This window comes from Olivibacter ginsenosidimutans, from assembly GCF_039542865.1.
In the GTDB taxonomy this organism is placed as follows: domain Bacteria; phylum Bacteroidota; class Bacteroidia; order Sphingobacteriales; family Sphingobacteriaceae; genus Olivibacter; species Olivibacter ginsenosidimutans.
Map to the genome: position 1 here is coordinate 41,907 of NZ_BAABIQ010000002.1, position 21,954 is coordinate 63,860.

Genomic DNA, 21,954 nt, shown 5'->3' on the forward strand with positions numbered 1-21,954 from the left:
AGCCTATGCAGATCATCAAAACAATACACCTGTGGCTCGGAATTGCTTCCGGGCTAGTGGTGTTTCTCGTTAGTATCACCGGGGCCCTTTTGGTATTTGAGGAAGATATAACGTTGTGGGGGCACAAATATGCTTTCATTCCACAGGAAGAAAAGGCTTTTATGACACCAACTGCTTTACTGCAAAAAGCAGAAAGTAGCGCTCCAAAAGGGATGAAGGTTGCCAGTATTTGGTATGGAACAAAGGTACGAAGCGCCCGCATAAGTTTTCGGGCAAATCAGGGGTCTGCTCATGCGGATGTATACCTGAACCCCTATAATGCCGAGGTACTGAATGTTGATGTAGAAGAGGATGACCATCACGAGGAGAATTTTTTCCATTTCATGGAAGACGGACATGTGCGTTTGTGGCTTCCCGAATCGATAGGCAAACCGTTGGTTGGCTACGGTACGCTTGCTTTTATCGTGACATTAATTACCGGATTGATTTGGTGGTATCCAGCGAAATGGAATCGCGGAACGGTAAAGAAATCATTCTTGATCAAATGGAAGGCAAGATTTAAGCGATTAACGATTGATCTACATAATGTACCTGGTTTTTATTCGTTTCTTATTGCTATTTTGTTAGCCATTACGGGATTATATTTTAGTTTTCCATGGGTGGGTAAGGCTTCTTATTGGATGTTCTCCGGAGGAAAAGAACAGGTACAAGTTCAGTTTCCTACTTCTGATACAAGCAGTACTGCCATATTAGATAGGAGCGAGCTATTGGATAGGATTTGGAAGGCACAGGGGGGCGGCATGAACCGGAATTGGAAACAGCTTTTTATAAGCTTTCCGATAGGACCGACAGCTACCTGGGTGGTAGCAGCAAATAAGTATAGCGTAAGTTCACACGCGACTGACCTGCATTTTTATGATCAGTATTCGGGCCGCGAATTACATAAACAGGACAAAACCACTGGGGAAATACTGAAAAGCGATTTATCTTATCGCATTTTGCTTTATAATTACAATATCCATTTAGGGCGTATTGGTGGAGTGTTTACCAAATGGTTGGCTTTCGTCATTTGCTTAATATGTGCTTCTCTACCAGTTACTGGTGTGCTCATCTGGTATAACCGGAAATGGAAGCGCCTTGGTTAATTTATTGTATATTTGCCATATTTCGTAAGTCGAAAACAGTCTTTTTAGACAAAATAACTAGTCTGCTTTAACAAATAAATGGCAAAACGAATAAAGGCAATTAAATGTCCGCATTGTGGTAGTATTGAGAACACCCAGTTAAAGGACGATTATTACCGCTGTAATAGTTGTGGTACCGAGTATTTTCTAGATAATGACGATGTAAACATCAATTATACCTATCGTTACGAGCACGGCCAAAGGTTAGCACCCGAAACAAAAAAGCTCATTAAAACGATTTCGATAATTATTGGTGGACTATTTTTATTTTTTGTGATCATCAACATAGTAGGCGCATTGGTTGGTAGCCGTTCCAACAGTAAACCAATAGAAACGAATGTGAGCACATCGTATGCACCAACGGTTCCTAAGGTACCGGAAAAGAAGTATTACTGGTATAGTAAATCAGATTATTTTTTTGAAGATGCTAACCATAAATTGGTCTATGTACTGGTGGGGGTTAGACGATTGCTTGGAGGTGCATCAGATGATGGTAACGTTTTAGCCATTTTCTATGATGTGCAAAACAAAAATAAGGAATTGGCCAAGAGCGAGTTACCCCTAAAATCTGAAAGCCTCAATACCCGCTTCCGCGAATTTGAAAATGGTGATTTATATTTCATTGTCGACAATAAACGCCTATTCAAAATAAATCGAAACGATAAATTGATTACCGAAATAACGGCAGAAAAACTAGGCGAGGTGCCTGAATTGCATGTGGGCTTTGCGAAGATAGAATTTGCGTACGAAAGTGAGGGAGACGGATTCCGCATATTAACGAACGAGGGTAAGCAAGTGTTTTATTATCCTATAACGGGTAAGGTTTATGACAAGGATGCTTTGTATCGTGCTCAAGGCGAAAGAGCTAGTATTCCAAAAGATACGCCGATCCGTACGGCGTTTAAATTTTCGGATGAAAGCTTTGAATATCCTGATGAAAAACTTCAATTAATCCAATACCGGTATCGGTCTCCCATGGGTTATCCAAAAAATGAGCCCCATTTCCGTTGGTCAAAAGATTTTGGCGGTTCAGGGATTTTTACAGAACGCGACCCTTACAAAAAGGTATTGATTAATTCATTTCAGCAGAAAAGAGCAAGGATTATCGATTTTAAGGATTTTACACCTGGCCGCCTTTATTTTAGTGCGTCAGTATTAGATTTCAACGATAAGTATGTGTTGATTTCTTTTAAACCTACACCTGCAGAAGATGAAACCTGTTCGGTGCAATTATTGGATGCTAAAACGGCAGCCATTATATGGACATATGCTACCGATAAAAAATATGTTTCGGCAGGCCATATCATGACCGACGGATATCGAATAGACAATGAACTGTTAGGCGCTGATGGTAAAGTCAAACAAACGCTTACTATACCGGATTAAAAAATAGATTTATGAGTATATTCAATGTTTTCAATAATCAGTTGGCTCAAGTAATACAATGGGAGCAGCAAGCCCCTGAGCTATTATGGTATCGATTTCCCTCCTCTAGGAATGAAGTAAAAAATGCCAGCAAATTAATTGTAGCACCAGGCCAAGGCTGCGTTCTGGTTTACGAAGGGAAAGTAGCAGATGTGATTGAAGAGGAAGGCATATTTAATTTGAAAACGGATAACCATCCATTTATCACCACATTGTTGAACATCCGCAAGAACTTTGAAAGTGAACACAAATTATTTGTCTATTTTTTCCGTAAAGCGGATGTATTGAATCAGGCTTGGGGAACAGCAACGCCGGTAAAATATGTGGATGGCACATATGGTATCCCCATCAGCATGGGAGCTAATGGAAATTTTTCCTACCGCATTAGCGATGTGTCGAAACTGTTTAAGCAAGTGATCGGAAATAAGCCATCGTTTACCACAGTAGAGATGAAAGCCATTATCAGTAACCGCATCCAAGAGGCTATAGCGGCTTATCTAGCATCTAAAAGCTATTCCTTTCAGGAAATTGATGCACAGTTAGCTAACATGGCGAAGGATATTCAGCAGCAGCTAGACAAGGAATTTCTAGCGCTTGGCTTGAATCTTTTGGATTTGAAAATTAGCGGAACGCAGTTTGACGAAAAGACACAGTCCCGTATTGCTCGTGTAGCAGATGTAACAACAGATGTTTTTGCCGCTAAGCAAGCTGGATTGGATTATGTTGATCTGGAAAAATTACGGGCTCTGCGGGATGCCGCACGCAATGAGGGTGGGCTGGCTGGTGCTGGTTTGCAATTGGGAGCTGGTTTGGAGTTAGGCAAAAAATTTCAGGAAGAAAAGGAAGCGCTACTCAATAAAGATGGTGCAGACGTAGTCGAAAAATTACGTAAATTGCAATTGCTACATGCAGAAGGTATTATCACTGAGGAGGAGTTTCAGGCAAAGAAAAAGGAACTATTAGCTAATCTTTAAATAAACACGCCATGAAGAAGGTAATTGGCATTATAGCGGTTTTCATTGTACTTGTTATATTGGCTTATATTGTTTTACAAGTTATTTGGGGTATTGACGTAGTGCGGGCGGAGACCATTACCAAGTCAATAACTTCCTTGTGCGTATTGGCTATTGGAGCTTTTTTATTAACCTTAATCTTAGCTTTCTTCTTTCGAAAAGAAGATAGAGGATATCATCAAACAACAGACGGTGTTGCCCAACGAAAATTGGATAACCAAAAGTGAGTACCGTTGTACTATGACGACGATTTTACCTGCTCCTTATTTTTCTGCTGCTCAAGGTTCCAGTTTCTGCGCAATATGGCATTCAGGATATCCCCAGTCCAAAACAAAAAGGGCAAGACTATTTTGTCAGCAACCCAGACGGTATCTTAAGTGGAGATGTCGTTACAACCTTAGATTCGATTGCCAAGAATATTGAGCAGCAAACCAGTGCTGAAGTTGCGATCGCGGTAGCAAGCGATTTTAAAGGAGAGGATGACTTCGAATTTGCACTTGAACTTTTTAATACCTGGGGCCTAGGAAAGAAGACAAATGATAATGGTCTACTTTTATTTGTGGCTAAAGATAGACGAGCATACCAGAGGGAGTAGTAGCGGAAGTTTCGGCGGCGGCAGTAGTGGCGGTGGTGGTGCTGGCGGCCGATGGTAGTTTGTTTTACTCCTGTTCCAAGGAAGGCATCATCAAAGCGAGCAGCCAAATGAATTAATTATTTTGATATTGCTTTTCGATACTACCGCTTCTGTTAGATATCTAATTTTCCCTCAATGCTATCATCAATGGTTTTACCTAGTACAGCACCAATAGACTGTTTGACAAAAGCAACAGCATCGCCATGTTTATTATCCCAGTAATAGGCTTCTGTCGGCTCTACTTTAATTATCGTAATACGTGGATCGTCAACGCCTTCGGTAAACCATGTTTTTGCCAAAGGTGTCCAAAGTTCTTTTATCTTTTCTTTATCCTCCTGTATACTTGCAAGGCCATAGATATTTAGGAAGTCGGCATAATGAGAACCTTGAAACAAGAGGTGCACAAAAGGGTCATCACTTAACTCTTGATTTTTGTGGCTATCGCTTGCACTTAAAAACCACAAATTACCTTCATCATCTACTTGTTGGACAGCCATTGGCCTAATAGATAGTGGTACACCTACCTTATTTAGATCGGTGCAAAAAAAACAAGCTTCTGCAACACGTACTAATTCTTTCACCTTATTAATTGCTTCTTCTCCGTGTAGGTCCTGATGGTGTTCATTTGAATGATCCATAATATCTTTTTTAATAGTATAACAATATTCACGTGTTTTTGTGCGCCACTAAGGCCAAGATGTTTCTGTCATGGGCAATACCATAACTTCGGGTATCACCGTTTCATCCGGCTGTAGAAGTACATACTTGACGGTATCGGCAACATTTTTAGGATCCTGCAATAAGTTCGTATCAATATCTGGAAAGCGATCCAATAAAAATGGAGTTTTCATCCCACCAGCAATGACCGCGGTTACTTTAATGTTTTCTTGGCGTCCTTCAACATGTAAAGCGTGACTTAGTCCTAACAATCCCCACTTACTGGCGTGGTAAGGTGATGCATTGGCCCATGCGCGTTTACTTGCCGTAGAAACAATATTGACGATATGGCCACTTTTGTTCTCTTTTAAATATGGAAAGACAGTTTTTGAAACCAAGAATGGGCCACGCAAATTTACGCTCATCACGCGGTCCCACTCATCGAGACTCAACTCATCTACAGCCTTGGTATAATCAACACCTGCATTATTAATGACAACATCTAGCTTACCAAATTGTTGAATAACTTGTTCAATAACATGCCGTACACTTTCTTCGTTACTTACATCCATTACATAGCTTTTAGCGGTATAGCCGCTAGCTAAAATACTTTTTTCGGTTTGCTCTAAGCCTTTTACCTGTATATCAGTTAAAATAGTTATTGCCCCTGCTTCGGAAAGTGTTTTACAGATAGCGGCGCCCAAACCTTGCCCAGCGCCGGTTATTACTACAACTTTATCTTTTAATGTATCCATAGGTATAATTTTATGTGTGTTTACGATAGAGATAAGCTTTGTTGGGAAGTATTTCCTGCTGTCTCCTGCTGAAAGGTCTCCAACCAATCGGCCACAAAGCGTTGGATGTTGAACTGTCGTTCGGCAGCAGCTTTGGCCCCTTGACTAAGTTTTTGGCTATGGGATAAATCGTTCAGCAAAAGTTTCATTTTATAAATAAGGTCATCTACATTCGTATGAATATAACCTGAAACCCCGTTTTCTATGGCAACGGCCATCTCCGTTGTTGCTAAACCGACAATGGGCATCCCTGCAAGCATAGCCTCACAAACGGCTAAGCCCATGCTGGTGTAACGGATCGGATTGAAGAAGAAACGATATTGCGTTAAAAATGCTGGAAGCTCGGGGAGAGGAATTTCGCCTAAACCACCCACTTCTTTGGAGTTCATACCCACTAGATCAAGTGGAATCTTTTGACGTACTTCCTGAAAAATGTCGAGACCAAGCCGTCGCCTCCGTTTAGCGATGTTGTTGATTACCACAATGCCACGTGCTTTAGTACCTGTATACGATATTTTTTCGGGTAAGATTACGCCATGTTCAATGACCCTTGTTGGTGTACGGTTATTGTTCCACATTAAACGGTTAAAATGGGTGACATGCACCAATAGCATATTTGGATCATCAACCGGATGGCGGGTATCGGTGGGTACCTCACGGGGAGGATCATGCTCCAGATATATTTTTGGTAATTCCCGCTGCTTTTCGGTTAAAATTTCATATTGGTCTATTAAATAGTTCTTATGCGATTGGAAAAGTATACAATCGAAAGCGATATTTTTAATCTCATCTATCGATACTTCGATAACATTATCTCCCCACGGAAAGGTACCTCCTCGACCATTGTAACCTTCAGATGGGTCTGTTTTCACCGGCAAATAAAAGATACAAGGCGTCTGAGTGAGGTAATATAGGTAGCTACCATGGATATGCCACGTCAATATCCTAAGTGGTTTTGTGGTGTCTAGTTGCATGTTTTGTCTCCTTTATTATTTATCGCTAGTACAGGTCCCCATTAATTCGGCTACAGCCAATACATGTCCATCCATCTGTTGCAATACCTCTTCCGGTTCAGAAGCGGGAGGTAGCGCTAACAGCGTATCGACAGCATATAAACGGAACCGATAATGATGGGTACCTTTGAAATATTTAGGGCAGGGACCTTCGTAACCAAAAGTGTGGTTATTACATAATCCCTCAACACCTCCCTGGGGTACTTGCCCTTCCTGAATACTTGTTGTACTGGCTGGGATATTGAATACATGCCAATGTCGCCAAGGTATAGGTTCGGCATCGACATCTTCTATCAATAAAACGAAACTTTGGGTTTGCTCAGGAACGGACTCTATATGTAAATGTGGACTGATATTTTGCCCCAAACACGTGTACTTGATTGGGATTTCTTCTTGTTGTTCAAAAATGCTTCTCAATTTCATCCTTTTATTTTTTTAATGGCTGATAAGCGTTCGGGTAAATAATGATTCGTTTATCTTTATTTCACTACCGATACTTCTACACACCAAGCGTTTTTTCCGATTGGTCAATTGGATTATCTTATCTTACTTCTATACCAAACCCTTGCCAAAATCTGCTGTTATAACTAAACAATAAAATATTAGGCTATTTACCAGCATCAGCAACGAGACGATAACGCATATGAAAATTTATCCCGAACAGCATAAAAAATGGACAATTCATAATTTTCCCTTTCCGGAACAGGAGCTTGACCCAGCCGTGAAAGAAAAAGCCGTAGCAATTGCGAATCAATTATATCATGAGGGTGAACCTGAAGGGGAAAAGCTTTTCAAAAAAGCAATCAACGGCGCTAAAGAATGGTTTCTGGAGATGGAGGGATAATGAAGCCTATCAATAACCAAAAATCAATATATAGTGCTTTGATTGCCAATATATTGATTGCTATAACGAAATTCATCGCCGGCTTTTTCACCAACAGTTCATCGATGATTTCAGAAGGTATCCATTCGACTGTTGATACGAGCAATCAACTACTTATTTTATATGGAATCAAACAGAGCAAGAAAAAAGCAGATCGCCATCATCCATTTGGCTATGGTAAGGAGCTGTACTTTTGGTCCTTTATCGTATCTATCCTCATTTTTTCCCTTGGTGGAGCTTTATCAATCTATCAAGGCGTAACCCATATCATTCATCCACTGCATATGGGCAATCCACTATGGAATTATGTGGTATTGCTATTGTCACTCATTTTTGAAGGCAGCTCGCTGATTATCGCTGCCAAAGAATTCAATAAAACCCGTGGTGAGATGAGTTGGTGGAATGCCATCGTGAATAGTAAAGATCCAACAAGCTTCCTAGTGGTTTTTGAAGATGGGGCCGCAGTATTGGGTTTACTCATTGTCATGCTATTAATGGGCTTAAGCCATATCTTGAATATACCTGAATTGGACGGTCTAGCGTCCGTACTCGTTGGATTATTGCTTGTTGGTGCTTCCTTCATTCTGGCCCGAGAAAGCAGGAGTTTATTGATGGGAGAAGGAATAGCCATTGAAACACAAAAGAAAATAAGTCAGCTAGTACTAAAGGACAACGCAGCATTAGCCGTAAAGAATATGTTATCCACCTACCAATCACCCAATGAGGTGATTTTAATGCTGGTCGTAGATTTTGAAGACAATCTGGATACGGAAGAAATCACTGCAGCTATTGATCGGATTACGGCAAGCATCAAGTCTACTTTTCCTTTGGTGCGCTTTGTTTTTATCCAGCCCAGTTAAGTACTGGCCAAGGCCAAGCATATATAGCATACCTTGAGTTTTGCTATCGCATAGCTATTGTGTGTTCCTACGTGTTTTGTATCTACCCAACAGCAATTAACGATAAGTTAAAAGATAGACAAATAGTAGCACGGGTAAGTTGTTTAATAAATAAGGAAAACTTGACAACGACAAAACCAAGTCCCATAAAGGTTAAGCTGGTTCTGATCCACGCAAGGAATGTGCGCTCATTAGCCAAGTGATCATTGGGTATTATCTTACGGTCTTGATTGTCGTACATGTTATGAATATTTTTGTTGTTTAACATATAGTTCATCTACAATAACGATAACAACAATTAAAAGTGGTGTTGCCAAAATAATACCCAGAGCACCAGTTAAGGTTCCGAATAACACCTGACTAATAATGATCAGTGCTGGTGGAATTTTGATCATGACATTCTGGATCATGGGAGTGACGATATTACTTTCAATAGCTTGAATAGCGATATATAATAAGGCAATCAATAAGGCCGTATTTGCACTTTCGGTAAAGCCAATTAAAACAGCAGGTAACATAGCGATAAGCGGACCGAAATTAGGAATAAAGTTGAGTAAACCGGCTAAAAATGCCAAAGCCAAACTCATGGGAACCCCAATGATGGTAAGACCAATAAAAGATAGGGCGGCAATAAAAAACATGGCAATAAGCATTCCTTTTAACCAACCTTTTAACGTAAAATCAAGTCGCCTTAATACATTCCGCGCGCGTTCCTTTCCTTTAGAAGGAATTAATTTGATAATGCCTTCGCGATATAAACCTGGGTTGACGGTAAAGAATATACCAATGAATAAAACAATGTATATATCACCAACTACCCCAAAGCTGGTTCTGAAAATCTCCTGAAATGATCCCATCATTTTATCGCCACTTCCATCGGTTAAATAATGGAGTAACTTGCGGCCTATATCTGTTCTACCCAGACGGTTTTCTACACTGGCTAAAATCTTAGGCATATCTTGGGTAAGCTCACCTACCTGAAGTGAAATTTTAGCCCCTAAAAACCAGAAAAGTGCTCCGATGAGCAGGAGCGTGAGTATGACGCCTACCAGCAGGCACCATCGATGGCCGATTTTAATTTTCCGCTCTAGCAAATTGGCTAAACCATGAAAATAAACCGCCAATAATGCACCAGCAAATACCATGAGTAGTACATTAAAAGCGGCTTTAAGGATAAATATGATGATGACCAATAGCGTAATAACGCCTACGGTAATCCATACTTTCTTCGTGAATAAACTAATGTCTTCTTTTTCTGGAAGCGGTTCTTGATTTGCCATCGTGGAAACTTGTTGTATATAATATAGCGAAATAACGTTCCAATTGTTTGATGGCGCAATTATTTGAATCTACGCCTGATTGGCTAGCGTTTTTGTGATGGTTCTACTAATTTGCTCAATTGTCTGGCCAATAATGGAATCTTCCGATCCTGTGAAATGTTCGACACAGCAAGAAATTTGATCTTTTTGTGCAATACAGAAAAAGATCGTTCCAACAGGTTTTTCTTCACTTTCGCTTCCCCCAGGACGCGTTAACCCTGTTACAGCAACATAGATATCTGCAAGCATCACTTTCTTCAATCCGATAACCATTTCACGTGTTACTTCCGTGGATTCAGGTGTATGCGTTTCAATCGTTTCCTTTGCCACTCCTAATAAATCTTCCTTCAAGCAGGCATCATAACATACAATTCCTCCTTTTAAGAAGTTTCCAGCTTCGGGTAACTTGGAGAAAGCCGCTGCTAAGCTACCTCCCGTTGCACTTTCTGCAAAAGCAATCGTTAATTGATGATCTAGTAATAATTTTCCACACTGCTCAATGGCAGCAGAATCCGTATCTATCATAGGTAATTTATTTGTTAGATTAACCAAATGACTTCCATTTTGTTCTGATGGCCGTAAAATTTTAGTATAGAGCAAATGACGGTATATATATTTATTCGGAAAACTTACCATTATTGAGTAAAACCTACAAAATGATAAAATTTAGGACACTATTAAAATACTGCCAAAAAATTAAAATAATCAAAAACATCCTTAATAGGACTGATTGCACAAATTTTAGTCAAAAGCATTGGTGTGCACTTAGATTAAAAGATAACAAAACAATACGACCAATGCTTCATGGGTCAAGCCTAATTAAACAAAATGCTATTATTCATGTTCTTATTATAATTGCATTTCCTAAAAGGAAACTGCCTAACAAACGTGCTTAATTAGATAAACTCCTACCATGGAAACCATAGCAGATAAATATTGCTTGTTAGTCAACAGTATGACCCAAGGCTTTTGTATTATTGAAGTCTTATGGCAGGATGATAAGGCTGTTGATTATCGGTTTCTAGAAATTAATAAAGCTTTTGAAAGACAGACAGGTATCGAAAATGCCATTGGTAAAACGATGCGGCAAATTGAACCTTTTCATGAGGATCATTGGTTTGAACTTTATGGAGAGGTTGCCAAAACGGGTAAAAGTGTGCAAACGGAAGCAGTGGCAGCACAATTGCACCGGTGGTATGAAGTCAACGCTTTCCCCATAGCGGGAGAAAAAAACCTAGTAGCCATTCTTTTTAATGACATTTCTGAACGAAAAATTGGGGAACAGTTATCGAAAGAATTTACGATCCAATTAGAGTATCAAGTGGCCGAACGAACGCTTGCTTTACAAGAAAGTCGAGAACTCCTAAAAACTACGCTTGATAGTGCTAACCATCTTACGGAAGTGTTGCAAGCTGTTCGGAATGAACAACACGAAATAGTGGATTTTCGTTGGATTTTTATCAATAGACTGGCCGAACGCATGTTGGGTAAAGTAATCGGAAGATATTTGCGAAAAGTTAACGACAACTCCATTGATTTTGATCGTTATGTATGGGTAACCGAAACGGGAAACAGTGTTATGTTTGAGCAATTGTTAACCATCGATAATGCGCAACGTTGGTACGATATTAACTTGGTAAAACTAAATGATGGTATTGTTGTGAAAGGTATTGACATAACAGAACGTAAAGAGGCTGAATTAAATTTAAAGCAAAATAATCAGTTGCTCCAATCTATATTTGATACTAGTTTAATAGGTATGGCTGTGCTGGAAGCTATACGAGACAAACAAAAAAACCGTATTATTGATTTCAAAATCAAAGTCGTCAATAAGAAATTAGAAGATGAAACCCAACGTACCGATCTCATTGGAAAAAATTATTTAAAAGAATATCCGTTTGTAAAACAAGCCGGTTTATTCGACGTGATGTTACGGGTGATGAAGACAGGTAAAGCTGAACAATTGGAATACCACGTTAATGACGGGAAATGGGATGCTTGGTTCACCTTCATGTTCGTGAAAATGGATGATGGTTTGGTAGTAACCAATCTAGATATTACACAACGTAAACTGGCCGAAAAAAAGATCAGAGAAGATGACGAGCGTTTAAAAGAACTTGAAAAGCGCCAACGTCAAGAGCTTTTTATGGCAACCTTGAAAACACAGGAGGAGGAACGTACACGTATTGCTGAAAATCTGCATAATGGTTTAGGGCAATTATTATATAGTGTAAAATTGAGTCTAGACCAATTGAAGGTCGGTACAAATAATCGCTCCAATCAAGCCATCTTACAAGCTGAACGTTTACTTATTGATGCCATACGGGAAAGCAGGAGAATATCTCATGAACTAATGCCTACTATTTTGGAAGATTTTGGTCTTCAGACTGCCATACAGGATATTTGTGATCAGTTCAATAAGACGATACATTTCAACTGCCATTTTATAGGCGATGAAGAAAAGTTGGATAAATACACCAAAATTGCCATATACCGAATGGTACAAGAACTCATCATGAATATTATTAAGCATGCTCATGCAGATGAGGCATCAGTTGCTATTGAACTAAGCAGGGCTTATGTAGACATTACCATAAAAGATAATGGAAAAGGGTTTAAGTCAGAAACCACTAAAAAAAAGGAGAAAGGAATTGGTATTAATACCATACAAAATAAAATCAAACTACTAAATGGTACCTTTGAAATTGCTACAGCAAAAAATAAGGGTACACAAATTTATATACGCTTTCCGAATAAGGATGTCACGGAAAGTATTGAGCTACATAAATAAAAAATACACAATAAGTAAGACGATCACCACCATCAAAATTACCCAATTCATCACATTACTAGCCCCTTTATCGTTTTTTTCTTCTATAGCTACTTTTGGCGGTCCAGGGTTTTCCTCATGAGCTGCATAATCTGTTTCTACTGTTGTTTTTGTGCTATTTTTTCTATTATCCTCTTCCATGTTAATTTTTTCGTTTTGTGTTCTCCTATAATAACAGGATAACACCAGAACTGTTTAGATTTCTTTGTTTAGATTTTTTTTTCAAAAGAATAAAAGATGGAATGGTTTTTAGGCTGTCCAAAATTAAAGATATGCTGTGCAGATTTTAATAAGTCGTTCGGACACTAAAAGAAGTAACGCTAGTCTTAATCTACTTTTTCATTTTGGCAAAGCTATTGCCCTTTTTAATAGCGGATAAAAGTTCCGTCTATGCCGCAAACATGTTCTTGATTTAATTCAGATGAATAGCGCTGCATAAAAATGAATGGTTGAATAGTTAAATGATTTTGTTATGGCTTTAGTGAAAGTAATTGAAGTAATCGCCTCGTCAGAACTCAGTTTTGATGATGCCGTAAAAAATGCAGTAAAAGAAGTTTGTACCACCATTAATCATGTTGATTCGGTATTCGTAAAAGATTTTAAGGTCCATCTACAGGATGGCGAAATAAAAAGCTATGGTGCTATTTGTAAAGTTTCCTTCCGGATAGATCGGGAACTTCAACAGCAAGCATAAGAAGAAAATGGGGTAGAGGGTATTGATTTCATAAATAAAAACGGAATTAGGAGGGTTTACGATAACGAACAATTATGAAAAAATGGGTAACGGAAATTATAGCAATGGATCCGGATACAAATGAATTAAAGAAGTGGTTAGGACCATATATCACAGCACCAACTTGGCAAGATGCTGAAATTTATTGCCAAGAAAATGGTCTGGGATATTGTAAAATTAGCGGACAGCTAATTAGTGAATTCCTTGCTTACCGAACAGAAGGGAAGCAGACTGGGCTCGAAAAATTGATTTCGATTGTTTAAATTAAGGTGAGTCGAAATGGTATGAACCACCTAAATTAAATTTCTAGAGAAACAAAAAAAACGCTAATTTGTTTAGTTAATAGATGCCTATGAACAAGGAACGGTATGGCAACAATTAGTCGAAACGATCTTTTAAAACTCGGCTTTGAAGACGAGGGTGGACCGGTAATCAACGATTATCAACAGTATATCGTATTGCGCTATTATATTCATAAAGACCGACCTTGGATTAGAATCGAAGAGCATTATCCAAAACAATATTTGGATCACATGGATAAGAGACATATTGTTTCTACTGTGATTAATTATGGAACTAAAGATGGAGAAATCGTTTACTCAAGTGAAGAAGTAAAACGTTACCTATTGCATCACCGAGGGCTACCGAATCGCTCCCATTAACCGAACATAAAAATACATAGACATAGGGGTATTACAAATGTCGATTGTCATACATTAAAATAAAATGTATGATGAAATCGACTTTTTGCTTACTACTTCACTTACTCCTCTTTTTATCACTAAGTGCACAACATCGATTCACCATTAGTGGTACCGTAAAATCTGCCAGCAAAGGAGAAACAGTTATCGGGGCCACGGTGAGCATTGGTGCATATCAAACAAAAACCAATGATTATGGCTTTTATTCACTCACCTTACCGCCTGGAAATTATACCTTAACCGTTAGCAATGTAGCCTTTGCTACCTATGATCAATCCGTCACGTTGAATGCTAATAAGACCTTAAATATCGACCTCATGGACGAAGCACAGGCACTGGACGAGGTAGTGATTTCATCCAACAGGGGGCGTAGTTTAAAAAGCCCACAAATGGGTATGGAACAATTAACACCCAAAGAGATTAAAAATGTTCCTGTATTGATGGGTGAAAAAGATGTCGTGAAGGTCTTGCAACTATTACCTGGGATCAAATCGGCCGGTGATGGAAATAGCGGAATGTATGTACGGGGCGGCGGTGCCGATCAAAATTTAATATTACTCGACGAAGCAACTGTTTATAACGCCTCTCATTTATTAGGATTCTTTTCCACCTTCAACGCTGATGCATTGAAAGATGTAGCCGTCTATAAATCGGGGATGCCGGCACAATACGGGGGTCGCTTATCTTCTGTTTTGGATATTAAAATGAACGATGGAAATAATCAGGATTTTAATGTAAGTGGCGGACTTGGTTTAATTTCGGCGAAATTAAATGTGGAGGGACCAGTGCAAAGAGACCAATCGTCATTTCTTATTTCCGGAAGAAGAACCTATGCCGATATGTTTCTAAAGCTTTCCAACGATTCGTCTATTAACAATAACCAGCTCTATTTTTATGATCTGAATGCGAAATTAAATTATCAGCTGGGAGAAAAAGATCGTTTATATTTTTCTGGATACTTAGGCAAAGATCATTTAGGCTTCGGTGACCTATTTGGTTTAGATTGGGGAAATAAAACAGCTACGGTACGTTGGAATCATCTTTTTAATAGTAGACTGTTCTCCAATACATCCTTGATTTACAGCAATTATGACTATAAGATCTCCATTAATAGTGGAACGAATAATTTTGATATTTTCTCCAATATTCAGGATTATAACCTGAAACAAGAATTTCAATGGTTTCCAAATAGTAGAAATCAAGTCCGTTTTGGTCTGAACTCGGCGTATCATGCCTTAAGGCCTGGTGAGGTCACTGGCAAAGGCGAGAACTCGTCGATTAATGATGTGTTTTTACAAAAAAGATATTCTTGGGAAAACGGTCTGTATGCCAGTAATACTTGGAATGCTTCAGATAAACTTAACTTAACTTATGGACTACGTCTAAGTACGTTTAGCATATTAGGTGCAGGTGATTTTTATAACCTTGATCAAGAGGGAAAAGTTGTGGATACTATGCGTTATAAGAAAGGAGAATTTGTAAAAACGTACCTCAACCTAGAACCGAGACTAGCGCTAAGCTACCCGTTAAATAACTTGTCGTCGGTAAAAGCATCGTACGTACGCAATACCCAGTACTTACATCTCATTTCAAACAGCACCAGTACAAGTCCAACAGATAAATGGATTGCAAGCACCAATATCATAAAGCCCGGTATATCAGATCAGTTTTCTTTAGGATATTATCGAAATTTAAATGACAATAAGTATTCCCTGAATATCGAAACCTATTACAAAGCTTTACAGCACCAAATTGATTATAAAGATGGCGCAGAAGTGTATAGTAGTAACAATGCTATTGAGACGGAATTACTTTTTGGTAAGGGGAGAGCATATGGTGCGGAATGGCTATTAAAGAAAAATACAGGACGGTTAACTGGCTGGATTAGCTATACCCTGTCAAAAACAGAAAGGCAGATTGATGGTATAAATAACAATGAATGGTATAATGCTCGTCAAGATCGGACACATGATATAGCAATAGTAGCTATGTACCAGCTAAATAAGAAATGGACATTATCGGCTAATTGGGTTTTCTATACCGGCGATGCCGTAACTGTTCCCGCAGGTAAATACATAATAGATGACCAAACGACTTATTATTATACCCAGCGAAACAGTTATAGGATGCCCAATTATCACCGCTTGGATCTCGGTGCAACGCTGCAACTCAAACAGAAAAAGCGATGGAGTTCTGAACTCAGCTTTAGTCTATACAACGCTTATGGAAGAGAAAATGCATACTTGATTGAGTTTATGGATAGTAAGGATGATCCCAATAGAACCGTGGCTAACCAAATCTCACTTTTCAAATTCATTCCATCGGTATCTTACAATTTCAGATTTAAATAAAATGATTATATGACCCGAGGGTTTAGATAAACATTATAGTCAATTTAAACAATAAGCATCTATGAAATATTATCAGCAATTAAGCTCTATAAATAAAAAAGAAATGTACATCGATTATTTTTCACTATTCTATAAAGGCTGGAAAAACTTATTCCGATTGATTACGGTATCCATTTGTCTATTCTCCCTGTTTGCCTGCGAGAAAGAAATCGACCTTGACTTAAAAGGGACAGAACAAAAATATGTCATCGAAGCAGTTTTGACCGATCAGGAGGGAGGGTGCAGGGTTCTCATCAGCAAGACCAAAGATTTTAAGGAAGACAACAGCAGGATACAGGTTAGCGATGCCCTTGTAACGATAAATGACGATACACAAACATACCACTTGACCGAAACCAGCACTGGCGTATACGAATTAGCTTCTTTAAAAGGGGTTACGCACAAAACCTATCAATTAAACGTACAGATTGGAGATGAGATCTTTACCGCACATGCTACCATGCCGGCGCGGGTTAACATGGATAGCTTGTATATAGCGGAAGAATTTGTTTATGACAAAACTTATAAACTGCCAACGGTAGATTTCATTGATCCCGCTCAGGAAACCAATCAATATCGCTTTGTAATTTACGTGAATAACCAGAAGAAGAAACAGTTGTTTCCTATAAACGATGACTTATCTGATGGACGGGCAAATTCCATTCGATTATACTTGCATGTCGGCGAAGACGAGGATAATCCCGAAAATAAACGGATTGAATCTGGGGATTTGCTTAAGGTTGAAATGTTGACGATTGATTTGCCGGTTTATAAGTACTTTTTTAGTTTACAGAATAGCGCAACGGGCGAAAATCAGTCGGCAACACCTGCAAATCCGGTGAGTAATATTACGGGGGGAGCCTTGGGTTATTTCAGTGCACATACCCTGCAATCTAAAGAGATTCGTGTACCGTAGGTTATTTTTTCCCCGACAACAAGAACAATATAAATTAAAAAAAATGACGTGTTTTGGAATCTATATGTTTTCTTTGCACTATAGATTCCTTACACACAAATTATGGATCAAGAAAAAGCTGATCAGAAACAGCCCGCAGCATTAGGTTTTATTTTTGTTACCCTACTTATTGATGTGATCGGCCTAGCTATTATTATTCCGGTGTTTCCGAAGTTAATTGAAAATTTAATTTCGGGCTCTTTAAGTGATGCATCAAGAATTTCAGGATTATTATTGGTGGCCTACGCGGTCATGCAATTTCTATTTTCGCCTTTGGTGGGTAATTTAAGCGATCGTTATGGACGTCGACCTGTTCTACTCATTTCTTTATTAGGTTTTGGCGTCGATTATCTCTTTTTAGCCTTTGCACCCACAATCGGTTGGTTATTTGTAGGGCGGATTATTGCTGGCATTACCGGAGCCAGTTTTACAACAGCCTCTGCCTACATCGCTGATGTAAGCAGCCCGGAAAAACGCGCACAGAATTTTGGTATGATTGGTGTCGCTTTTGGATTAGGCTTTATTATCGGACCGGTTATTGGAGGGGTGCTGGGTAAAATGGATGTTCATTACCCGTTTTATGCGGCAGCTGCTTTAGCACTTCTTAATGCAACTTATGGCTTTTTTATTCTACCCGAATCGTTGGCTAAAGAGCACCGACGTGCCTTCAGCTGGAGTCGTTCAAACCCGATAGGTACCTTAGTACAACTTAAGAAATATCCAACGGTAATTGGCCTAGCCGTTTGTTTATTTATTGTGTATTTCGCCGGTCATGCTGTACAAAGTGTCTGGACATTTTATACCATGCAGAAATTTAATTGGGATGAAGATATCGTCGGTTATTCACTCGGTTTTATTGGTTTGCTAATTGCCTTAGTGCAGGGTGGCCTTATTCGAATCGTTATCCCCAAACTTGGACAAGAACGCAGCATATGGATTGGCTTGGTGCTGTACGCCATCGGTATGCTACTTTTTGCCTTTGCCGATAAAAGTTGGATGATGTTTGCATACATGATTCCATATGCATTAGGAGGAATAGCAGGGCCGGCACTTCAAGGAGTGATGACGAATGAGGTACCAGCGAACGAACAAGGTGAATTGCAGGGTGGATTGATGAGCTTAATGAGCCTAAGTTCAATCTTCGGTCCTTGGTTTATGACCTACGTATTTTATTATTTTACGAGCAATAAATCAACCATATATCTCCCTGAGGCACCTTATTACATTGCGGCCGTATTAATGTTTATAGGTGCTTTAATGGCAATTAAAAGTTTTAAACAGCGCAAAACAACTTAGTTATCATTGTCTTATGCGTAAGAGGCAATCTGTTCCAGTACATTTGTTAAAAGAACGTTCTCCTTTGGGAATCGATATCCGTTACCTGGATAGCCAAATGGATCGTGAAGTTTCAACGACAGACGCACACCGGGACGATCACTATATTTTCATATTTCTGGAAAAGGGAACGGCCCATTTCGTTATTGATTTTAAAGAATTTCATGTGGCAGGGCCACTCGTACTCTGTATTTTACCGGGTCAGGTACATCATATTCTTTCCCATAGCCGTGCTTCGGGATGGTTTCTTGCTGCAGAAACCACGTTCGTACCGATCGAACATCGAAAAGTTTTTGAACATCAAATGTTTACACCAATTAATACCCTATCTGCCGTTTTATTTAATCTTTGTCAGCAAAGTTTACAATTAATAGACCAATATGTATCATCGATAAACAAGGATCTACCTTATAATAAAGACATCTTGTCTTCTTCAATCAGTACATTTACTGGTTTTATTGTTGAAGCAACTAACATTCAACAGACACAACAGGCAACCTATAATTCAAGGGCTTCCACTATACTGACTTCTTTTAGGGAAGTCTTGTCCATACATTTTTCAACCCTTAAAAAACCATCGGATTATGCCAGTTTGCTTTGTTTATCACCTGCTTATCTTAATGAAGCCATTAAACAGGCTACAGGGTTTTCAGTTACCTATTGGATTCGAAACGAGATTATATTGGAAGCAAAACGTCTACTTTTTTATACCGATATGACGGTCAAAGAAATTGCCCAGCAATTGGGTTATACAGACTATGCCTATTTTACACGATTATTTAAACAAGACACCAAACGTTCTCCAACACAATTCAGAAAAGAACACCATAAATAATCCAACTTTTACCGTTTATTATCTATTTTTCTGTTGCCTAAAATCCCGTTGTTTTGCTATATAAAAGTGACGTGATGAATAAAGCAATCGTACAACAAATGTTTCAGGACGTTTGGAAAAGTGCAAACCCTGATCCTAAAAATATCCTAAAATACTTTTCAAGCAATTTTATCCAGGAAATTGATAGTAAGAGCTATACCCGAACGGAATTTCTGCACAACTTAGGGGTGCTTAAAAAAACGACGCTTGCCATTGATATCGCTATTAAATCATTACAAGAAATTGGTCATACCGTTTTTTCCAACCACATCATTAGGCTATCATTTCACGACGGAACGACAAATTTAATCCATGTCATCGCATCTTTTCAATTGGAGAACCACCAAATCACATCGAGTGATGAGCTGACATTTGTTGAACAACCCACAAGTAGTTATCTGCATTAAGTTGAATAATATGAATATTATTAAGAAGAAAATAGTTTCTGTTTTAGAGCGGAAAATGATAAAAACTGCAAGAGTATTAGCTATACGTTATTGGTATGATCAAAGCATGGTAGAAATAGATCTTCATGTGCCAGACATGAAACCGGCAGACTGGACAAGTGTTCAACATATGAAAATTAAAGTTGCGGAAGGAACATATAGGGATTATTCGCCAACCATGTGGGATATAGAGACTAAAACTTGTTCATTGATTATCGATACTTCGCATGATGGTCGTGGGGCCCATTGGGCTCTTCAATTAAATAGCGGAGACCTGATTGAATACCTAGGTATAGGAAGCACTGGACATCGATATGTCGAAAAACAACCCATTATTTGTATCGGAGACGAAAGTAGTCTAGCGCACTTTATCGCCCTAATGCAACTTATTGGAAAGGATAATGAATTAAAGGGAACAATTGGTTTTTCCAATCCTAATCACCTGACAGAATACCAAGCAAATATACGGGCACCATTTGTCCCATTGCCGAAAGATGTTGAAGTTATAAAACAATGGATTATTAGCGAATCGCCTAAAAATCATCTCGTGTATATTGCAGGTAGCTATCAGTTGGTATCCGAAATGAAACGTTTCGTCCGGAATGTACCCGGTTTTCGCGGTACCATAAAAGGCCAAGGCTTCTGGAAATAGCCGGAGTAGAACAGTTGCAATCCTTCCTATTGTAGTCACTTTGTAGCCATTAATCACCACACATGTAGCCACTCCGTATACCTCAATAATCGTCTGACAGGATAGGTAAACTTATCTTTGGTGAACGTTTTTCAAAATTTTGAGTAATGAGTAAGCCAACATCAAGATTACCTTTCATAGAGATTATTGAATGGGAAGCCCATGACCCCAATCTCTTAATGTGGAAGACTCCAGACGGAGATCGAGAAATAAAAAATGGTGCAAAACTTATTGTGCGGGATAGCCAGTTGGCTATGCTCATAAGTGAGGGGCAGTTAGCTGGAGTTTTTAAAGCCGGTACACACACGTTACATACACAGAATATCCCGATTTTAACACGACTTAAGGGATGGAAATATGGTTTCGAAAGTCCGTTTAAAATAGATGTTTACTTCTTTTCCAATAAACAATTTGTAAATCTAAAATGGGGAACACCATCTCCCATAATACTTCGCGATCCGCAATTCGGTCAGGTACGTATAAGGGCTTTTGGAACCTATAATGTGCGCGTAACAGATGTTGATTTGTTCTTTAAAGAATATGCGGGAAATCGTGAACAACTTGACATTACCGAGTTCGAAAAAAAATTGCGTGATTTTATTGCTCCTAAATTCGGAGAGGCATTAGCCCTTTCTAAAATAGCCACATTGGATATTTCACAAAATCTTTCGGCATTAAATGCACGTATTCAACCCCTCATTCAACCTTATTTTGAAAACTTCGGTGTAGAGATTACGCAGTTTACTGTGACAGCCGTTAATTTACCAGAAGAAGTAATAAGCTATTACGATAAGGTAACGGGTATGAACATGGTGAACAATTTGGAAAATTTCCAGAAATTCAATACGGCCATTGCCACGAGCAATGAGCATAGTAGGATAGGTGAGGGTGCACAACAAGGGCTTGCCATGGGGATGCTGCTAACGCAGTTGAACCAAACACAAGAACAACAGAAAACAGCATATACATCCACCCAAGAAAATGAAGATGCCATAGCTGATCGTTTACAGAAACTTAAAAATTTATTTGATAACGGTTTGATCGATGAATCGGAATATAAGGCTAAGAAAGAAGTTATTTTGGGAGAACTTTAAGCGAATGTTCTAAGAGTTATAACGAAGCAATCTAAAGCCATAGTGATCATTTTTGATCAACGTTTAGATAATCTCTAAGCTGCT

Annotated in this window: 26 protein-coding genes; 18 read left to right on the plus strand and 8 right to left on the minus strand. The window is 38.9% G+C overall.

All coding sequences use genetic code 11. The annotated features are described in order from the left end of the window. The first annotated feature begins 5 nt into the window (after window positions 1-5). The 5 genes from ABD930_RS00960 (at window position 6) to ABD930_RS21810 (ending at window position 4,217) form a co-directional block, all read left to right on the plus strand. Window positions 6-1,145: a PepSY-associated TM helix domain-containing protein gene (locus tag ABD930_RS00960; protein ID WP_345229801.1), complete on the plus strand. Its 1,140-nt coding sequence runs from the start codon at window positions 6-8 to the stop codon at window positions 1,143-1,145. A 78-nt stretch (window positions 1,146-1,223) separates the two neighbouring features. Beyond that, window positions 1,224-2,570 carry a hypothetical protein gene (locus tag ABD930_RS00965; protein WP_345229802.1) on the plus strand — a complete coding sequence of 449 codons (1,347 nt, stop codon included), beginning with the start codon at window positions 1,224-1,226 and terminating at the stop codon, window positions 2,568-2,570. An 11-nt stretch (window positions 2,571-2,581) separates the two neighbouring features. After that, window positions 2,582-3,583: an SPFH domain-containing protein gene (locus tag ABD930_RS00970; RefSeq protein ID WP_345229803.1), complete on the plus strand. Its 1,002-nt coding sequence runs from the start codon at window positions 2,582-2,584 to the stop codon at window positions 3,581-3,583. An 11-nt stretch (window positions 3,584-3,594) separates the two neighbouring features. Next, window positions 3,595-3,849, plus strand: a complete 255-nt coding sequence (locus ABD930_RS00975) for a hypothetical protein (RefSeq protein ID WP_345229804.1) — start codon at window positions 3,595-3,597, stop codon at window positions 3,847-3,849. 179 nt (window positions 3,850-4,028) lie between these two features. Next, the gene (locus tag ABD930_RS21810) at window positions 4,029-4,217 is read left to right on the plus strand and encodes a TPM domain-containing protein (protein WP_425571087.1); all 189 of its coding nucleotides are present in this window, start codon (window positions 4,029-4,031) and stop codon (window positions 4,215-4,217) included. A gap of 152 nt (window positions 4,218-4,369) precedes the next feature. On the opposite strand, the gene ABD930_RS00980 is transcribed toward ABD930_RS21810, so the two are convergent. The 4 genes from ABD930_RS00980 to ABD930_RS00995 are packed head-to-tail and all read right to left on the minus strand — an operon-like array spanning window position 4,370 to window position 7,143. Then, window positions 4,370-4,894, minus strand: a complete 525-nt coding sequence (locus ABD930_RS00980; protein ID WP_345229805.1) for a pyridoxamine 5'-phosphate oxidase family protein — start codon at window positions 4,892-4,894, stop codon at window positions 4,370-4,372. A gap of 48 nt (window positions 4,895-4,942) precedes the next feature. After that, window positions 4,943-5,668, minus strand: a complete 726-nt coding sequence (locus ABD930_RS00985) for an SDR family oxidoreductase (RefSeq protein WP_345229806.1) — start codon at window positions 5,666-5,668, stop codon at window positions 4,943-4,945. A 20-nt stretch (window positions 5,669-5,688) separates the two neighbouring features. Beyond that, window positions 5,689-6,681, minus strand: coding sequence for a glycosyltransferase (locus ABD930_RS00990; protein ID WP_345229807.1), 993 nt, complete (start codon window positions 6,679-6,681; stop codon window positions 5,689-5,691). Between the two features lie 15 nt (window positions 6,682-6,696). Continuing rightward, a complete protein-coding gene (locus ABD930_RS00995; RefSeq protein ID WP_345229808.1) occupies window positions 6,697-7,143 on the minus strand; it encodes a YbhB/YbcL family Raf kinase inhibitor-like protein in 447 nt (148 codons plus the stop codon). Between the two features lie 220 nt (window positions 7,144-7,363). Between ABD930_RS00995 and ABD930_RS01000 the strand changes: the two genes are divergently transcribed. Then, complete coding sequence (locus ABD930_RS01000; protein ID WP_345229809.1) at window positions 7,364-7,564, plus strand: head-tail connector protein; 201 nt, start codon at window positions 7,364-7,366, stop codon at window positions 7,562-7,564. Continuing rightward, entirely contained in the window at window positions 7,540-8,463 is a 924-nt protein-coding gene (locus ABD930_RS01005) for a cation diffusion facilitator family transporter (RefSeq protein WP_345229810.1), read from the plus strand. Before ABD930_RS01000 ends, ABD930_RS01005 begins: the two co-directional genes overlap by 25 nt. Window positions 8,464-8,545: 82 nt before the next feature. Here the strand turns inward: ABD930_RS01005 and ABD930_RS01010 are convergent, their stop codons facing one another. From ABD930_RS01010 to ABD930_RS01020, 3 genes are all read right to left on the minus strand, one after another. Then, on the minus strand, window positions 8,546-8,743 hold the full coding sequence (locus tag ABD930_RS01010; protein ID WP_345229811.1) for a YidH family protein: 198 nt from the start codon (window positions 8,741-8,743) through the stop codon (window positions 8,546-8,548). Between the two features lies 1 nt (window position 8,744). Further along, the gene (locus ABD930_RS01015) at window positions 8,745-9,782 is read right to left on the minus strand and encodes an AI-2E family transporter (RefSeq protein WP_345229812.1); all 1,038 of its coding nucleotides are present in this window, start codon (window positions 9,780-9,782) and stop codon (window positions 8,745-8,747) included. A 69-nt stretch (window positions 9,783-9,851) separates the two neighbouring features. Next, the gene (locus ABD930_RS01020) at window positions 9,852-10,346 is read right to left on the minus strand and encodes a CinA family protein (RefSeq protein WP_345229813.1); all 495 of its coding nucleotides are present in this window, start codon (window positions 10,344-10,346) and stop codon (window positions 9,852-9,854) included. 388 nt (window positions 10,347-10,734) lie between these two features. Between ABD930_RS01020 and ABD930_RS01025 the strand changes: the two genes are divergently transcribed. Then, window positions 10,735-12,612, plus strand: a complete 1,878-nt coding sequence (locus ABD930_RS01025; protein ID WP_345229814.1) for a PAS domain-containing sensor histidine kinase — start codon at window positions 10,735-10,737, stop codon at window positions 12,610-12,612. Here ABD930_RS01025 and ABD930_RS01030 read toward each other — a convergent pair. Beyond that, window positions 12,601-12,792 carry a hypothetical protein gene (locus tag ABD930_RS01030; protein WP_345229815.1) on the minus strand — a complete coding sequence of 64 codons (192 nt, stop codon included), beginning with the start codon at window positions 12,790-12,792 and terminating at the stop codon, window positions 12,601-12,603. The genes ABD930_RS01025 and ABD930_RS01030 overlap by 12 nt on opposite strands. A gap of 331 nt (window positions 12,793-13,123) precedes the next feature. Between ABD930_RS01030 and ABD930_RS01035 the strand changes: the two genes are divergently transcribed. The 10 genes from ABD930_RS01035 (at window position 13,124) to ABD930_RS01080 (ending at window position 21,870) form a co-directional block, all read left to right on the plus strand. After that, window positions 13,124-13,345, plus strand: a complete 222-nt coding sequence (locus tag ABD930_RS01035; RefSeq protein ID WP_345229816.1) for a dodecin family protein — start codon at window positions 13,124-13,126, stop codon at window positions 13,343-13,345. Between the two features lie 74 nt (window positions 13,346-13,419). Next, a complete protein-coding gene (locus tag ABD930_RS01040; protein WP_345229817.1) occupies window positions 13,420-13,647 on the plus strand; it encodes a hypothetical protein in 228 nt (75 codons plus the stop codon). Window positions 13,648-13,752: 105 nt separating this feature from the next. Next, entirely contained in the window at window positions 13,753-14,046 is a 294-nt protein-coding gene (locus tag ABD930_RS01045) for a hypothetical protein (protein ID WP_345229818.1), read from the plus strand. A gap of 68 nt (window positions 14,047-14,114) precedes the next feature. Beyond that, window positions 14,115-16,436, plus strand: coding sequence for a TonB-dependent receptor (locus tag ABD930_RS01050; RefSeq protein ID WP_345229819.1), 2,322 nt, complete (start codon window positions 14,115-14,117; stop codon window positions 16,434-16,436). Window positions 16,437-16,497: 61 nt separating this feature from the next. Continuing rightward, window positions 16,498-17,391, plus strand: a complete 894-nt coding sequence (locus ABD930_RS01055) for a DUF4249 domain-containing protein (protein ID WP_345229820.1) — start codon at window positions 16,498-16,500, stop codon at window positions 17,389-17,391. Between the two features lie 102 nt (window positions 17,392-17,493). After that, a complete protein-coding gene (locus tag ABD930_RS01060; protein ID WP_345229821.1) occupies window positions 17,494-18,726 on the plus strand; it encodes a TCR/Tet family MFS transporter in 1,233 nt (410 codons plus the stop codon). A gap of 13 nt (window positions 18,727-18,739) precedes the next feature. After that, a complete protein-coding gene (locus ABD930_RS01065; RefSeq protein WP_345229822.1) occupies window positions 18,740-19,600 on the plus strand; it encodes a helix-turn-helix domain-containing protein in 861 nt (286 codons plus the stop codon). Between the two features lie 74 nt (window positions 19,601-19,674). Beyond that, complete coding sequence (locus tag ABD930_RS01070; RefSeq protein ID WP_345229824.1) at window positions 19,675-20,046, plus strand: hypothetical protein; 372 nt, start codon at window positions 19,675-19,677, stop codon at window positions 20,044-20,046. A gap of 10 nt (window positions 20,047-20,056) precedes the next feature. Continuing rightward, window positions 20,057-20,737 (plus strand): ferredoxin reductase domain-containing protein, encoded by a 681-nt coding sequence (locus ABD930_RS01075; protein WP_345229825.1) that lies wholly within the window; start codon window positions 20,057-20,059, stop codon window positions 20,735-20,737. A 146-nt stretch (window positions 20,738-20,883) separates the two neighbouring features. Beyond that, window positions 20,884-21,870, plus strand: coding sequence for an SPFH domain-containing protein (locus ABD930_RS01080; protein ID WP_345229826.1), 987 nt, complete (start codon window positions 20,884-20,886; stop codon window positions 21,868-21,870). Window positions 21,871-21,954: the final 84 nt, after the last annotated feature.

Coding starts and splice junctions, on each gene's coding strand:
- ABD930_RS01030 (WP_345229815.1), bottom strand. CDS start 12,792: ATGGAAGAGGATAATAGAAAAAATAGCACAAAAACAACAGTAGAAACA.
- ABD930_RS01065 (WP_345229822.1), top strand. CDS start 18,740: ATGCGTAAGAGGCAATCTGTTCCAGTACATTTGTTAAAAGAACGTTCT.
- ABD930_RS01015 (WP_345229812.1), bottom strand. CDS start 9,782: ATGGCAAATCAAGAACCGCTTCCAGAAAAAGAAGACATTAGTTTATTC.
- ABD930_RS01040 (WP_345229817.1), top strand. CDS start 13,420: ATGAAAAAATGGGTAACGGAAATTATAGCAATGGATCCGGATACAAAT.
- ABD930_RS00995 (WP_345229808.1), bottom strand. CDS start 7,143: ATGAAATTGAGAAGCATTTTTGAACAACAAGAAGAAATCCCAATCAAG.
- ABD930_RS01035 (WP_345229816.1), top strand. CDS start 13,124: ATGGCTTTAGTGAAAGTAATTGAAGTAATCGCCTCGTCAGAACTCAGT.
- ABD930_RS01025 (WP_345229814.1), top strand. CDS start 10,735: ATGGAAACCATAGCAGATAAATATTGCTTGTTAGTCAACAGTATGACC.
- ABD930_RS01075 (WP_345229825.1), top strand. CDS start 20,057: ATGAATATTATTAAGAAGAAAATAGTTTCTGTTTTAGAGCGGAAAATG.
- ABD930_RS01010 (WP_345229811.1), bottom strand. CDS start 8,743: ATGTACGACAATCAAGACCGTAAGATAATACCCAATGATCACTTGGCT.
- ABD930_RS00975 (WP_345229804.1), top strand. CDS start 3,595: ATGAAGAAGGTAATTGGCATTATAGCGGTTTTCATTGTACTTGTTATA.
- ABD930_RS00980 (WP_345229805.1), bottom strand. CDS start 4,894: ATGGATCATTCAAATGAACACCATCAGGACCTACACGGAGAAGAAGCA.
- ABD930_RS01050 (WP_345229819.1), top strand. CDS start 14,115: ATGATGAAATCGACTTTTTGCTTACTACTTCACTTACTCCTCTTTTTA.
- ABD930_RS01070 (WP_345229824.1), top strand. CDS start 19,675: ATGAATAAAGCAATCGTACAACAAATGTTTCAGGACGTTTGGAAAAGT.
- ABD930_RS00960 (WP_345229801.1), top strand. CDS start 6: ATGCAGATCATCAAAACAATACACCTGTGGCTCGGAATTGCTTCCGGG.
- ABD930_RS01000 (WP_345229809.1), top strand. CDS start 7,364: ATGAAAATTTATCCCGAACAGCATAAAAAATGGACAATTCATAATTTT.
- ABD930_RS01020 (WP_345229813.1), bottom strand. CDS start 10,346: ATGATAGATACGGATTCTGCTGCCATTGAGCAGTGTGGAAAATTATTA.
- ABD930_RS00985 (WP_345229806.1), bottom strand. CDS start 5,668: ATGGATACATTAAAAGATAAAGTTGTAGTAATAACCGGCGCTGGGCAA.
- ABD930_RS00970 (WP_345229803.1), top strand. CDS start 2,582: ATGAGTATATTCAATGTTTTCAATAATCAGTTGGCTCAAGTAATACAA.
- ABD930_RS01060 (WP_345229821.1), top strand. CDS start 17,494: ATGGATCAAGAAAAAGCTGATCAGAAACAGCCCGCAGCATTAGGTTTT.
- ABD930_RS01045 (WP_345229818.1), top strand. CDS start 13,753: ATGGCAACAATTAGTCGAAACGATCTTTTAAAACTCGGCTTTGAAGAC.
- ABD930_RS00990 (WP_345229807.1), bottom strand. CDS start 6,681: ATGCAACTAGACACCACAAAACCACTTAGGATATTGACGTGGCATATC.
- ABD930_RS01080 (WP_345229826.1), top strand. CDS start 20,884: ATGAGTAAGCCAACATCAAGATTACCTTTCATAGAGATTATTGAATGG.
- ABD930_RS00965 (WP_345229802.1), top strand. CDS start 1,224: ATGGCAAAACGAATAAAGGCAATTAAATGTCCGCATTGTGGTAGTATT.
- ABD930_RS01055 (WP_345229820.1), top strand. CDS start 16,498: ATGAAATATTATCAGCAATTAAGCTCTATAAATAAAAAAGAAATGTAC.
- ABD930_RS01005 (WP_345229810.1), top strand. CDS start 7,540: ATGGTTTCTGGAGATGGAGGGATAATGAAGCCTATCAATAACCAAAAA.